At 72.7% G+C, this 12847-nt stretch carries 13 protein-coding genes; 4 read left to right on the plus strand and 9 right to left on the minus strand.

Annotation, left to right across the window (positions count from 1 at the left end; genetic code table 11):
• Window positions 1–164: 164 nt before the first annotated feature.
• The 3 genes from ACZ55U_RS37620 to ACZ55U_RS37630 form a co-directional block, all read right to left on the minus strand.
• Window positions 165–968 (minus strand): DUF3710 domain-containing protein, encoded by an 804-nt coding sequence (locus ACZ55U_RS37620; RefSeq protein ID WP_465533891.1) that lies wholly within the window; start codon window positions 966–968, stop codon window positions 165–167.
• Window positions 969–1037: 69 nt separating this feature from the next.
• Entirely contained in the window at window positions 1038–1505 is a 468-nt protein-coding gene (dut, locus tag ACZ55U_RS37625; RefSeq protein ID WP_350629222.1) for a dUTP diphosphatase, read from the minus strand.
• Complete coding sequence (locus ACZ55U_RS37630; RefSeq protein ID WP_465533893.1) at window positions 1502–2131, minus strand: PaaI family thioesterase; 630 nt, start codon at window positions 2129–2131, stop codon at window positions 1502–1504. Before ACZ55U_RS37630 ends, dut begins: the two co-directional genes overlap by 4 nt.
• An 85-nt stretch (window positions 2132–2216) precedes the next feature.
• Here ACZ55U_RS37630 and ACZ55U_RS37635 point away from each other — a divergent pair, with 85 nt between their 5' ends.
• Window positions 2217–2666 carry a DUF3093 domain-containing protein gene (locus ACZ55U_RS37635; protein ID WP_465533895.1) on the plus strand — a complete coding sequence of 150 codons (450 nt, stop codon included), beginning with the start codon at window positions 2217–2219 and terminating at the stop codon, window positions 2664–2666.
• A 266-nt stretch (window positions 2667–2932) separates the two neighbouring features.
• Here ACZ55U_RS37635 and ACZ55U_RS37640 read toward each other — a convergent pair whose 3' ends face one another.
• From ACZ55U_RS37640 to ACZ55U_RS37655, 4 genes are all read right to left on the minus strand, one after another.
• Window positions 2933–3232 carry a DUF4193 domain-containing protein gene (locus tag ACZ55U_RS37640; RefSeq protein ID WP_030285479.1) on the minus strand — a complete coding sequence of 100 codons (300 nt, stop codon included), beginning with the start codon at window positions 3230–3232 and terminating at the stop codon, window positions 2933–2935.
• 597 nt (window positions 3233–3829) lie between these two features.
• Window positions 3830–4813, minus strand: a complete 984-nt coding sequence (locus ACZ55U_RS37645) for an acyl-ACP desaturase (RefSeq protein ID WP_465533897.1) — start codon at window positions 4811–4813, stop codon at window positions 3830–3832.
• Between the two features lie 234 nt (window positions 4814–5047).
• Window positions 5048–6364 (minus strand): sensor histidine kinase, encoded by a 1317-nt coding sequence (locus ACZ55U_RS37650; protein WP_465533899.1) that lies wholly within the window; start codon window positions 6362–6364, stop codon window positions 5048–5050.
• Between the two features lie 103 nt (window positions 6365–6467).
• Window positions 6468–7121: a response regulator transcription factor gene (locus tag ACZ55U_RS37655; RefSeq protein ID WP_030057689.1), complete on the minus strand. Its 654-nt coding sequence runs from the start codon at window positions 7119–7121 to the stop codon at window positions 6468–6470.
• A gap of 444 nt (window positions 7122–7565) precedes the next feature.
• Between ACZ55U_RS37655 and ACZ55U_RS37660 the strand changes: the two genes are divergently transcribed.
• Complete coding sequence (locus tag ACZ55U_RS37660; protein WP_030057688.1) at window positions 7566–7751, plus strand: hypothetical protein; 186 nt, start codon at window positions 7566–7568, stop codon at window positions 7749–7751.
• A gap of 217 nt (window positions 7752–7968) precedes the next feature.
• Here the strand turns inward: ACZ55U_RS37660 and ACZ55U_RS37665 are convergent, their stop codons facing one another.
• The gene (locus tag ACZ55U_RS37665) at window positions 7969–8787 is read right to left on the minus strand and encodes an inositol monophosphatase family protein (protein ID WP_465533901.1); all 819 of its coding nucleotides are present in this window, start codon (window positions 8785–8787) and stop codon (window positions 7969–7971) included.
• Window positions 8780–9931, minus strand: coding sequence for a ferrochelatase (locus ACZ55U_RS37670; protein ID WP_465533903.1), 1152 nt, complete (start codon window positions 9929–9931; stop codon window positions 8780–8782). Before ACZ55U_RS37670 ends, ACZ55U_RS37665 begins: the two co-directional genes overlap by 8 nt.
• A gap of 133 nt (window positions 9932–10064) precedes the next feature.
• Here ACZ55U_RS37670 and ACZ55U_RS37675 point away from each other — a divergent pair, with 133 nt between their 5' ends.
• Both ACZ55U_RS37675 and ACZ55U_RS37680 read left to right on the plus strand, forming a co-directional pair.
• Window positions 10065–11333 (plus strand): MFS transporter, encoded by a 1269-nt coding sequence (locus ACZ55U_RS37675; RefSeq protein ID WP_465533905.1) that lies wholly within the window; start codon window positions 10065–10067, stop codon window positions 11331–11333.
• Window positions 11334–11436: 103 nt separating this feature from the next.
• The gene (locus ACZ55U_RS37680; protein WP_465533907.1) at window positions 11437–12759 is read left to right on the plus strand and encodes a D-arabinono-1,4-lactone oxidase; all 1323 of its coding nucleotides are present in this window, start codon (window positions 11437–11439) and stop codon (window positions 12757–12759) included.
• The last annotated feature ends 88 nt before the right edge of the window (window positions 12760–12847 follow it).

Raw genomic sequence — 12847 nt, forward strand, 5'->3', positions numbered from 1 at the left:
TTCCGCTCCGTTTTCCGGAGTTTCATTCATCGGATTTGCTTTCCGCTTTGTCAGCCCCGGTCTCCCGCGGCGACTCCGGAACTGTACGGGCACCGGCCCGCCACATGCAAATCGTCCCTGCCCGGGCTACCGGGCAGGGACGATCGCCACTGATCAGAGCCGGGTCAGCGGACCTCGGTGATCTCCGGGCCGCGCGCGAACGGGTCGAGCGAGGCGCCGCCGAAGCGGCTGTCGCCCTCGCCGCCGGCAGCGGCCGCCCCGCCACCGTCGGCGACCATCTGGGCGTCCTCGGGGAGCTTCAGCACGATCGGGTCGCGGGGAGCCATCGGGGACTCGCCTCGCACGACGACCGTCTGGCGGAAGACCTGCTCCAGGATTCCGGCCATCTCCGGCTGCACCGCGGCCTGGCCGGAGATCACACCGCGCAGGAACCAGCGCGGACCGTCGCAACCGACGAACCGGACCAGCTGCACGCCCTGGGTGCCGTCCGGAAGCTGCACGGGGACCTGGGCGCGGAGGTGCCAGCCGAGCGGGCCCTCCTCCTCCTCGATGAGGCCGCCCTGCGAGGTGATGCCGTTGGCGATCTCCTCCCGGACCTCCCCCCAGATGCCCTCCGACTTCGGGGCCGCGAAGGCCTGGAGCTGGATGGCGCTGTTGCCGAGCACGAGGGTGGCGGCCACGATCGCGTCACCGGCGACCTCGACCCGCAGTTCCATGCCCTCGACGCCGGGGACCAGCAGACCCCCGAGGTCGACTCGTCCCTCCTCGGGGTTCTCCAGCTCGGTGTGGTCCCACGGACCGTCCGGCCGGGGGGCCGGCGGCAGGCCGACCCTGTCGGCCGGGTCCAGCTCGGACACGTTCTCGCTCTCGGCGGAACCTTCGACGTCATCGGCCGTCTCGTCGGCGCTGATGGCGTCGTCGGCGAGCTGCTCGACAGCGTCCTCGCTCTTCTGGCGACGACGGAACACGGTCACTGTCCTTCCCGGTCCAAGACCGATGCGTATACCTGCTCGGCTTCCTGCGAGGCCGCGGGCATGCTAGACCGCGGCGTGGCCGCCGGTCGACCCGAACCCACCCTCGGCGCGTGCCGACCCAGGCAGCTCCTCCACCTCGTGGAAGCGGGCCTTCTCGACCTGCTGGATCACCAGCTGGGCGATTCGGTCCCCTCGGCGGAAGCTGACCCCCTCGCGCGGGTCCAGATTGACGACGATCACCTTGATCTCTCCACGGTACCCGGCATCGACCGTCCCCGGGGCGTTCACGAGGGCAACTCCGCACCGAGCTGCCAGCCCGGAGCGGGGGTGGACGAAGGCCGCGTAGCCGTCCGGCAGGGCGATGGCGATTCCGGTGGGCAGGACGGCCCGCTCGCCGGGGGCCAGCTCGGCGTCGACGGTGGTGCGCAGATCGGCACCGGCGTCCCCGGGCTGCGCGTAGGCGGGCAGCGGCAGCTCGGGGTCGATGCGCTTGATCAGGACGTCCAGCTGCGGGCGGGGGGTGTCGCTCAAGGGTTCACCTCAAAGGCTCGTGCGCGCTTCATCAGATCCGGGTCGTCGAGGACCTTCTCGATGTCCTCGGGGCGACCGTGCGTGGTGAAGTGTTCCAGCTTCACCTGGATGAAGAGGGCCTGCGCGCGCACGGCGACCGGTCCCTCCGGGCCGCCGATCCGCGCCTCGGCGGCGCTGTAGATCTTGCGGCCGTGCGCACCGGTGATCCAGGCGCGCAGGTGCAGCACCGAGTCGACGGGCACCGGGCTGAGGAAGTCGGTCTCCAGCCGGCCGGTCACGGCCGGGACGTGCAGCAGCCAGTTGAGCGTGCCGAGGGTCTCGTCCATCGCGGTCGTCAGCAGGCCGCCGTGGGCCAGGCCGGGGCCGCCCTGGTGGGCGTCCCGGACGGCGAACTCGGCGGTGACGTCGAGTCCCTCGCCGGCGACGGCGTCGATCCGCAGGCCGCCGGGGTGCTGCGGGCCGCAGCCGAAGCAGTGCTCGTAGTGGGAGCCGAGCCGGGTGCCGGGGGCGGGCGCCTGGGGGTGGCGCTCCGGCAGGACGGCGTCCGGCGGCGGGGTGGTCGGGGTCACCGGCGTCGTGGGCGCCGGCCGGTCGGTGGGGGTGTGGGGAGTTGTCGTACCGGTCACGGGGAGCCAGCCTACCCAGGGGTAGCGGGGCCTCCGGTGGGGGTGGCGTCCGGGGCCGGGCGTCGGGGCGACCACAATGGAGGGCATGTACGACGAACGCCTCACGGTGCCGCGGTCCTGGTGGCTGCTCCCGATCGCGGTGGGTCTCACGCTCTCGCTGATCCTGATCCGGGTCAGCGGTCCGGCCGCGCTGATCGGGCTGGTGGTCGGCATCGCCGCCGGCGCGGTCGCGATCAGCAGCTACGGCTCGGCCCGCATCCGCGTGGTCCAGGGCTCGCTGGTGGCCGGCCCGGCCCGGATCCCGGTGGACGCGCTCGGCGCGGCGCAGGCGCTGAGCCCCGCCGAGGCCGCGGCCTGGCGCGGCCCGAAGGCCGATCCGCGCGCCTTCATGCTGCTGCGCAGCTACGTCCCGACGGCACTGCGGATCGAGGTGACCGACCCGGCCGACCCGACGCCGTACCTGTACCTGTCGACCCGCTCGCCGATGAAGCTGGCGGAGGCGCTGGAGGACGCCCGGCGCGGCGCCCGCACCTGAGGCGCGCCGGCCGGCCACGAGCCGGCCGGGCCGAGGAACACGCCGGCCGGACGGGCCGGACAAACGGAGAGGGACGGTTCCGCTGTTGCGGGACCGTCCCTACGACTTCGTCCTGACCGGTGTGCCGGCCGACTCCGTCCTGCCGGGCCCGTCCAGTCGGACGGTTCCCGGGTCTGCCGTCCGGCCCCGCTGCCCGGGGCCGGAAGGAGCGGTGTGCCGGTCCCGCGGGCGCAGCCGCGGGCACCGGGCCCTGTCCGCCGCGGTGCTCAGGCGCCGCAGTCCCGGCAGATCGGGTTGCCGTTCTTCTCGCTGTAGAGCTGGCTGCGGTGGTGCACCAGGAAGCAGCTCATGCAGGTGAACTCGTCGGCCTGCTTCGGCAGCACGCGGACGGCGAGTTCCTCGTTCGAGAGGTCGGCGCCGGGCAGCTCCATGCCCTCGGCGGCGTCGAACTCGTCCACGTCGACAGAGCTTCCGCCCTTGTCGTTCCGACGGGCCTTGAGCTCCTCGATGCTGTCCTCGTTGAGCTCGTCGTCGGTCTTGCGTGGGGTGTCGTAGTCGGTTGCCATTTTTCGCTCTCCCCCTCCGGGTTGTGCGGTGTGTGCGGTATCTCCAGCGCACGTAACGCATGGGGGGTCGGTCTTGTGCCCGACCCGAGGCGGAGATTTTGCCTTACTTCAAGCCCTGTTACTCAATCGACACTCAGCCCGGGCTCCATCGGGGTGATCCCCGGGGCTGGGGAAGGCCTCACGCTGGGCCATCGTCGGCCCTCCACAGCCCCGGGAAACCGGACACGCACAGTGAGCACGGCAGGTACGGGCACTCGCCGAATCCCTTGCCGGTCAGGGATTCTGAGCGATTCCTGAGACCGGGCCGGGGGCGGAATCCGGTCACGGACGGCAATCGGCACCGGCGATCGAGCGGTCACTCTCCGGGGTTGCCCGGAATCCGGGAGCGACACGGTGTGAGCTTGGTCACGTTAGGAATCTTCCGGGGCAAAGCACGGAAAATCCACCCAGCCCGTCGCCGGCCGGGGCGGGCCCGAACGCGGAGCGGGGCGCCCCGCTCGGGGTTCGGGCCCGCCCCGGCCGCCGTTCGGCCGTGTCCCGGGCCACCTCTCGGGCCGTGTTCCGGACTTCCTCCCGGCCCGGCGTCCGGGGCTCGCCTCAGCCGGCGTTCTTCCGGGCCTCGCGGCGCGCCAGCAGGGCGGCCTGGCGCTCCTCGAACTTCCGGGCCTGGCCGTCCAGTCCGTCCAGGAAGACACCCAGCTCGTTCTGCGCGAGCAGGCCCTCCGGGCCGAGGCCGCCGAGCTCCATCACCTTGAGGTGGCGCAGCACCGGCTGGAGCACGTCGTCGTGGTGGATGCGGAGGTTGTACACCCCGCCGAGGGCGATCTGCGCGGCGGCGCGCTCGAAACCGGGGATTCCGTGGCCGGGCATCCGGAAGTTCGTGACCACGTCGGCGACGGCCCGCATGGCCTGGTCGGGGGCGATCTCCAGGGCGGCCTTCAGCAGGTTCCGGTAGAAGACCATGTGCAGGTTCTCGTCGTTGGCGATCTTCGCCAGCAGCTGCTCGCAGAGCGGGTCGCCGGCGTACTTGCCGGTGTTGCGGTGCGCGATGCGGGTGGCGAGCTCCTGGAAGGCCACGTAGGCGACGGAGTGCAGCATGCTGTGCGCGTTGTCGGACTCGAAGCCCTCCGACATGTGGCTCATCCGGGCCCGCTCCAGCTCCACCGGGTCGACCGCCCGGGTGGCGAGCAGGTAGTCGCGGATCGCTATGCCGTGCCGCCCCTCCTCGGCCGTCCAGCGGTGGACCCAGGTGCCCCAGGCGCCCTCGCGGCCGAACATCGTCGCGATCTCGTGGTGGTAGCTGGGCAGGTTGTCCTCGGTCAGCAGGTTCACCACCAGCGACACCCGGCCCACCGCGGTCACCTGGGACTGCTCCAGGGACCACGCCTCGCCGCCCAGCACGCCGTCGAAGTCACGGCCCTGGCTCCACGGGACGAACTCGTGCGGCATCCACTCCTTGGCGACGCCCAGGTGGCGGTTGAGCTCGTTCTCCACGACCTCTTCGAGGGCGAGGATCAGCCGCGCGTCGGTCCAGCCGCTCGCGACGAGCGAGGAGCTGCTCTGCACAGGGGCGATGGTCACGGTCTGGCTCCTGAGGGGACGGGACGCGCTGGGACGGGCGCGCTGCACGGGATCGACGTGGTTCGGACCCGTCGGCGGGGCGGCCGGCGGGATTCACCTACGGTTGCGTAGGTTACGACACCGTAAGTTGCTCGGGCCGCAAATGACAAGCCGCCCCCGCCAGGCCTTATGTCGTCTTGACGGGCCTGGCGGGGGCGGCTGGAAACGGTCGCCTACGGAAGGGGCGTTCGACCCTTACGGTGAGGGGATCCGGACCCTCATGGTGAGTCCGCCGCCGGCGCGCGGCGTGGCCTCGATGGTGCCGCCGTGGGCGCGCACCACCGAGCGGACGATGGACAGGCCGAGCCCGACCCCCTTGTCGCTGCGGGTGCGGTCGGCGCCCTTGATCCGGCGGAACGGCTCGAAGATGTGCTCCAGTTCGTACCCCGGCACCACCGGGCCGGTGTTGGAGACCACCAGCTCGCCACCGCCGGGCACGGCGGTGGTGGCCAGCTCGACCCAGCCGCCGGGGGTGTTGTAGCGGACGGCGTTCTGCAGCAGGTTGAGCGCCAGCCGCTCCAGCAGCACGCCGTTGCCGGCGGCCACCGCCGGATCGAGCTTCGAGCGCAGCTCCACCTCGCGCTTGTCGGCCTCGGCCCGGGTCTGCTCCAGCGCCCGGGTGGCCACCTCGGACAGCTCCACCGGGCGCCGCTCGGTCAGCTCGTTCTCGCTGCGGGCGAGCAGCAGCAGGCCCTCGACGAGCTGTTCGCTGCGCTCGTTGGTGGCCAGCAGGGTCTTGCCCAGCTGCTGGAGGTCCGGCGAAGCCGCCGGATCGGAGAGCTGGACCTCCAGCAGGGTGCGGTTGATCGCCAGCGGGGTGCGCAGCTCGTGCGAGGCGTTGGCGACGAAGCGGCGCTGGGAGTCGAAGGACCGGTCCAGCCGGTCCAGCATGCCGTCGAAGGTGTCGGCGAGTTCCTTGAGCTCGTCGTCCGGGCCGTCCAGCTCGATCCGGCGGTGGAGGTCGGAGGAGGCGACGTCGCGGGCGGTGCGGGTGATCCGGCCGAGCGGGCGCAGCACCCGGCCGGCCAGGGCGTAGCCGGCCGCGAAGGCGATGATCGCGAGGCAGACCAGCATGGTGAGCGACTTGCGCAGCAGCGTGTTCAGCGCGGAGTCGGAGCGCGCCAGGTAGTAGGCGGTCTGCGCGTCGTTGAACTGCCTGCTGTCCATGTCGACGCTGGTGCCGTTGGCGCCGACGACCCGGACGAAGTCGCCGTTGAAGTTGAACGTGCGCGGGGCCAGGTAGGAGACGGCGTCCTGGAAGAACACGTACATCAGCAGCAGCAGCACGACGCCGGCCATCAGGAACATCCCGCCGTAGAGCAGGGTGAGGCGCATCCGGATGGTGGGGCGGAAGGGCAGCCAGGCGAGCATGCCGTCGCCGGGGACGTAGGTGTCCCTGCGGTGCTGCTGGAGCTTGGGCGGGCGCGGGGGGTGCGCGGGTCTGGGGGGTACGGCACGCGGGCCGCCGGCGGGCGCGCCGGAGGGCCCGCCGACCGGGGGCGGGGTGGTCATGATGGTCCTCTCGGGGCGTCCGCCGGGGCGGGCGCTTCACAACGGGGAGCCCTCGGGGGCGGGTCCTCGTCGACGGGGAGTCCGCCGGGGCGGACTCCGGTGGTCAGATCCGGTAGCCGGAGCCCGGCACGGTGACGATCACCGGCGGGTCGCCGAGCTTGCGGCGCAGCGTCATCACGGTGACGCGCACGACGTTGGTGAACGGGTCGGTGTGCTCGTCCCAGGCCTTCTCCAGGAGCTGTTCGGCGGAGACGACCGCGCCGCCGGCCCGCATCAGCACCTCCAGGACGGCGAACTCCTTGGGGGCGAGCTGGACGGTGCGCCCGTCGCGGATCACCTCGCGGCGGCCGGGGTCGAGCGAGATGCCGGCCCGTTCCAGCACCGGGGGCAGCGGGATGGTCGCCCGGCGGCCCAGCGCCCTTACCCGGGCGACGAGTTCACTGAAGGCGAACGGCTTCGGAAGGTAGTCGTCCGCGCCGATCTCCAGGCCCTCGACCCGGTCGCTGATGTCGCCGGAGGCGGTCAGCATGATCACCCGGGTCGCCAGGCCCTGCTCGACCACCTTGCGGCAGACGTCGTCCCCGTGCACCAGCGGAAGATCGCGGTCCAGGACGACGACGTCGTAGTCGTTGACCGCGATGCGCTGGAGCGCGGCCTCCCCGTCGTACACCACGTCGACGGCCATCGCCTCGCGGCGCAGGCCGGTCGCGACGGCCTCGGCAAGCAGCTGCTCGTCCTCGACGACGAGAACCCGCACGGTCGTTGTCCCTTCTCCAGGCCGGCCCCGGAAGCGGACGCACGGCTCCGACGGTGCCTCCATCCTGCCTGGTCCGGCGGTAAAGCAGCGATAAGCTGCCTGTCGGGCACGGTCGCGGACCCCGGGGCGGCACTCGTTCGCACCCGCATCACTCCGCTTGGACTGTGACACAGGCAACTTTCTTCCGCCGGGAGGTTTCCGGGCCTCCGGGGTGGGGAGGACAGCTGCACACCCGCGATCTGGCTGACGGCCGGTCGCACCCACCCGCCGTGCGTTCATCCGCGCCGGCCCTGGGGCTTTGGGACATCACCGGGAGCGGCCGAAGGTCGTCTCCGCACTCGTCCGGCGATCCACCACCTGCCGGTCGGCGTGCTTCCACCGGCTGGACCTCCCCGGGGCGGAGAGCGCACGACCGTGCACGTCCGACACAGTAAGGGGGCCCGTATGGACGCCTTCAAGGCCGGAATCCTGCAGCGCATAGCCAATGCCGAGCAGGATCTGCACCGCGCGATCGAGGCCGGGGACGAGTTCCTCGCCGAGGTGGAGCAGTCCGAGCTGGACGACCTCCGCCGGCTCGCCGCCGAACACGGCGTGGACACGGTGCTGGAGCGCCACCGCACCGCCGCCTGATCCGTCCGGCGCATCCGACCAGTCGCCGGACCACCGGCACCAGCGGCCCTGCGGGGGCCGTGCGAAACCCAGGCCCTGGCATCCCCCGTGTGTCAGGGCTCTTCGCATCCCCGGGCCGTCCCGCCCCTCTTCGGAGAGGTGCGGGACGGCCCCACGGGGACGCCTCAGCGCAGACGCCCCCGGCGGCGGTCCTCACGGGGAGGCCGCCCGGAAGCGGTCAGTCCGCCCAGGCGCGCAGCGCGGCCAGCCGTTCCTGGAGCGGCTCGTACACCCCCGGGGCGGCGGCCACGGTCAGTTCGGCGGCCGGCCCCTGTCCGGGGCGGCCACCGACCAGGGCGCCGGCCTCGGCGGCGATCAGGCACCCCGCCGCCCGGTCCCAGGGGGCGAGGCCGCGCTCGTAGTAGCCGTCCAGCCGCCCGGCGGCGACGTCGCACAGGTCCACCGCGGCCGCCCCGCCCCGGCGGATGTCCCGCACCTGCGGCATCAGCGCCAGCAGCACCTCGGCCTGCCGCACCCGCACCGCCTGGACGTAGTTGAAGCCGGTGGCGATCAGCGCCTGGCCCCAGGGCGGGGCCGGACGGGCCGAGAGCGGGCGGCCGTCCAGGCGGGCGCCGCGACCGAGGACGGCGTGGAACAGCTCGCCGCGGGCCGGCGCGTACACCACGCCGACGACCGCCCGGCCGTCCACCTCGGCGGCCACGCTGACCGCCCAGGAGGGCAGCCCGTAAAGGTAGTTGACCGTGCCGTCGAGCGGGTCCACGACCCAGCGGACCCCGCTGGTGCCGGGCCGCTCGGCGCCCTCCTCGCCGAGGTAGCCGTCGTTCGGGCGGCGGCCGGTGATCAGCTCCAGGACGAGCTTCTCGGAGGCGAGGTCCATCTCGGTGACCACGTCGACCGGGCTGCTCTTGGTGCCGGCCACGCCGAGGTCGGCGGGGCGGCCGTCGCGCAGCAGGGCGCCGGCCTGCCGGGCCGCGTCCAGGGCGACCTCCAGCAGCTCGTCGAGGAGCCCGTCGTCGGGCAGGGCGGGGTCAGACATGGCTCTCCTCGGCGACGGCGGGGCGCGGGCCCCGCGGGTTGGGACAGCAGGCCACGGCGCACACGTCGTGGCTGGGACCGAGGGCGCCGAGGGCGCAGCGGGCCACGCTCTCGCCCCGCTCGGTGGCGGCCCGTTCCAGGACGAGTTCGCGCACGGCGGCGGTGAACCGGGGGTCGGCCCCGACGGTGGCGGCCCGGGCCACCGGCAGGCCGAGTTCGGCGGCCTTGGCGACGGCCTCGGTGTCGAGGTCGTACTTGACCTCCATGTGGTCGGAGACGAAGCCGATCGGGACCATCACCACGGCAGGCGCGCCGTCGGCGTGCTGGGCCTCCAGGTGGTCGCAGATGTCGGGTTCCAGCCACGGGACGTGGGGCGCCCCGCTGCGGCTCTGGTACACCAGCTCCCAGGGCCGGTCGGCCACGCCGGTGCGCTCGGCCACGGCGGCGGCGATCAGCCTGGCCACGTCCAGGTGCTCGGCGACGTACGCGCCGCCGGGCCGGCCGCGGGCCGGGTCGTCCGGGGCACCGGAGGTCTCGGCCATGGCGTCCGGGATGGAGTGGGTGGTGAACGCCAGCCGGGCGCCGGGGCGGACGGCCTCGGGCAGTTCCGCCAGGGCGGCCAGGGTGGCGTCGATCATCGGCTCGACGAAGCCCGGGTGGTTGTAGAAGTGCCGCAGCTTGTCGACCCGCAGGGCGGGCACGCCCTCCTCGGCGAGGGTGGCCAGCGCGTCGGCCAGGTTCTCCCGGTACTGGCGGCAGCCCGAGTAGCCGGCGTAGGCGCTGGTGGCGAGCACGGCGATCCGGCGGTGGCCGTCGGCCGCCAGCTCCCGCAGGGTGTCCACGAGGTAGGGCGCCCAGTTCCGGTTGCCCCAGTAGACCGGCAGGTCCAGCCCGTGCCCGGCGAAGTCCTCGCGCAGCGCGGCGAGCAGTTCCCGGTTCTGCTCGTTGATCGGGCTGACCCCGCCGAACATGAAGTAGTGCTTGCCCACTTCCTTCAGCCGCTCCTTGGGGATGCCGCGGCCGCGGGTGACGTTCTCCAGGAACGGGACGACCTCCTCGGGGCCCTCGGGCCCGCCGAAGGAGAGCAGCAGCAGGGCGTCGTACGGGGCGGCGCCGGAGGGGGCGGGTTTGCGCGCGTCGGACATGCCACCGATCCTGCCACTGAGGGGCCGGGCGCCGTCGCCGGGGCCGCGCGGTAGTCCGGAAAATACCGTTTGCCAACGTCCGTAAGCTGTGTTTGCCAGCCTTGTTCCTTACCCCTGCCTGCCCGGAGCTCCCGTGCTGTCCAGCTACCGCCAGATCTTCGCCTCCCCCGGCACTCTGGCCTTCTCCTCCACCGGCTTCGTCTCCCGACTGCCGATCTCCATGACCGGGATCGGCATCGTGACCATGCTCTCCCAGCTCAGAGGCTCCTACGGGGTGGCCGGCCTGGTCTCGGCCTGCCTCGCGGTCTCCGCCGCGATCCTCGGCCCGCAGGTCTCCCGACTGGTCGACCGGCACGGCCAGCGCAGGATCATCCTCCCTGCCATGGCGCTCACCATCGTCTCGGCCACCGGCCTGCTGCTCTGCGCCCGGCTGGAGGCCCCGGACTGGACGCTGTTCGTCTTCGCCGCCGGGATGGGCGTGATGCCGAGCACCGGCGCGATGGTCCGCGCCCGCTGGGCCCACCTCTACCGCGACGACAGCGGCAAGCTGCACACCGCGTACTCCTTCGAGGCCGTGGTCGACGAGGTCTGCTTCATCGTCGGCCCGATCCTCTCCATCGGCCTGGCCACCTCCGTCTTCCCCGAGGCCGGACTGCTGCTCTCCGCGGTCTTCCTCACCGTCGGCGTCCTGCTGTTCGCCGGGCAGCGCTCCACCGAACCGCCGGTCCACCCGGCCGCCCGGCACCAGGGCCGCTCGGTCATCCTCAACCGCGGCCTCCAGGTGCTGATCCTGACCTTCGTCGCCACCGGCGCGATCTTCGGCTCGGTCGAGGTGGTCACCGTCGCCTTCGCCGAGGACCAGGGCCACAAGTCGGTCTCCAGCGTGATCCTCGCGCTGTGGGCGCTCGGCTCCTGCCTGGCCGGAGTGGTGTTCGGCACCCTCAAGCTCTCCGGCTCGATGGCCGTGCGCTTCCTCGGCGGCGTGCTGTTCATGGCGATCAGCATGGTGCCGCTGCTGCTGGTCGCCCACGCGGTGCACGGCGCCGGCGGGCTGGTCGCGGTCGGCGCCGCGCTGCTGGTCGCGGGCATCGCCATCTCCCCCACCCTGATCACCGCGATGGCGCTGGTCGAACGGCTCGTCCCGGCCGCCCAGCTGACCGAGGGCATGACCTGGACCACCACCGGCCTGGCCCTCGGCGTCGCGGCCGGCTCCTCGGCGGGCGGCTGGGTGGTCGACGCCTCCGGCGCCGCCGCGGGCTACTGGGTGCCGCTGGCGGCCGGCCTGCTCGGAGTCGTCGCCGCCCTCGCCGGCCTCGGCCGGCTGCGCGCCGGGCTGGCGGCCGGCACGCCGGCCACCGCGGCGGGCCACGAGGTCGAACTGCCCGTAGACGTCGAACGGTGAACTGACTAATCTCTCGCCCTACCTGCGGGCCTACCCGTGGGTAGGGCGGCGCGCCGCCCCGGACCGCGCCGACCAGTTCGGCCACGGAGCAGGAGGCAGCGCAATGCCCCAGGCCAGTACCGCGACCCCCGCCCGCTGGACCAACTGGGCCGGCAACCAGAGCGCCCGGCCCGCCCGGGCCGCCGCCCCCGGCACCGTGGAGGAACTGGCCAAGGAGATCCTGCGGGCCGCCGAACAGGGCCGCACCGTCAAGGCCGTCGGCTCCGGCCACTCCTTCACCTCGATCGCCTCCGCGGGCGACGGCGTCCAGATCCGCCCGCACGCGCTCACCGCCGTCCGCGAGATCGACCGCGAGGCCGGCACCATCACCGTCGAGTCCGGCCTCCCGCTGCACCGGCTCAACCGGGTCCTCGCCGCCGCGGGCCTCTCGCTGACCAACATGGGCGACATCGAGGTCCAGACCGTGGCCGGCGCCACCAGCACCGGTACCCACGGCACCGGCCGCGACTCCGGATCACTGGCCGCCCAGATCCGCGGGCTGGAGATCGTCCTCGCCGACGGCACCGTCCGGCGCTGCTCCCCCACCGAGAACCCCCGGCTCTTCCAGGGCGCCCGGCTCGGCCTCGGTGCCCTCGGCGTGATCACCGCCCTCACCTTCGGCGTCGAGCCGGCCTTCCTGCTCACCGCGCACGAGCAGCCGATGGGCTTCGACGAGGTGCTGGAGCGCCTGGACGACCTCACCGCCGTCAACGAGCACTTCGAGTTCTACTGGTTCCCGCACACCGACCGCTGCTCCACCAAGCGCAACAACCGCAGCCAGGGCCCGGCGGCCCCGCTGCCCCGGTTCAAGGAGTGGCTGGAGGACGACTTCCTCTCCAACACCGTCTGGGAGGGCGCCTGCCGGGTGGGCCGGCGCTTCCCGGCCTCGATCCCCTCGATCGCCTCGCTGGCCAGCCGGGCCTGGTCCGAGCGCAGCTTCACCGACACCGCCTACAAGGTGTTCACCAGCCCGCGCAAGGTCCGCTTCGTGGAGATGGAGTACGCGGTGCCGCGCGCCGCCGTCGGCGAGGTGCTGCGCGAGCTGAAGGCCCTGGTCGAACGGTCCGACTGGAAGATCAGCTTCCCGGTCGAGGTGCGCTTCGCCCCCGCCGACGACCTCTGGCTCTCCACCGCCTCCGGCCGGGACAGCGCCTACATCGCCGTCCACCTCTACCGGGGCACCGCCGACCAGGGCTACTTCACCGGCGTCGAGCAGCTGATGACCGCCCATCAGGGCCGCCCCCACTGGGGCAAGCTGCACACCCGCGACGCCGAGTACCTGGCCGGCGTCTACCCGCACTTCGGCGACTTCACCGCGCTGCGCGACGAGGTCGACCCGCAGCGGGTGTTCGGCAACGACTACCTGCGCCGCGTGCTGGGCGGCTAGATGACTGATGCCAAGGGCTCGCCTGCGCGCATGACATGAAGCGAGGGAGTCCAAAGATCGGTTGTGACGCCTGATCTGGACTCCCTCG

The organism is Kitasatospora sp. NPDC034533 (assembly GCF_055575155.1).

Bases quoted from the DNA above. Each gene is read 5' to 3' on its own strand.
- ACZ55U_RS37635 (WP_465533895.1), top strand. From the start codon at position 2,217: ATGTACGACGAACGCCTCACGGTGCCGCGGTCCTGGTGGCTGCTCCCG.
- ACZ55U_RS37640 (WP_030285479.1), bottom strand. From the start codon at position 3,232: ATGGCAACCGACTACGACACCCCACGCAAGACCGACGACGAGCTCAAC.
- ACZ55U_RS37650 (WP_465533899.1), bottom strand. From the start codon at position 6,364: ATGACCACCCCGCCCCCGGTCGGCGGGCCCTCCGGCGCGCCCGCCGGC.
- ACZ55U_RS37660 (WP_030057688.1), top strand. From the start codon at position 7,566: ATGGACGCCTTCAAGGCCGGAATCCTGCAGCGCATAGCCAATGCCGAG.
- ACZ55U_RS37665 (WP_465533901.1), bottom strand. From the start codon at position 8,787: ATGTCTGACCCCGCCCTGCCCGACGACGGGCTCCTCGACGAGCTGCTG.
- ACZ55U_RS37670 (WP_465533903.1), bottom strand. From the start codon at position 9,931: ATGTCCGACGCGCGCAAACCCGCCCCCTCCGGCGCCGCCCCGTACGAC.
- ACZ55U_RS37680 (WP_465533907.1), top strand. From the start codon at position 11,437: ATGCCCCAGGCCAGTACCGCGACCCCCGCCCGCTGGACCAACTGGGCC.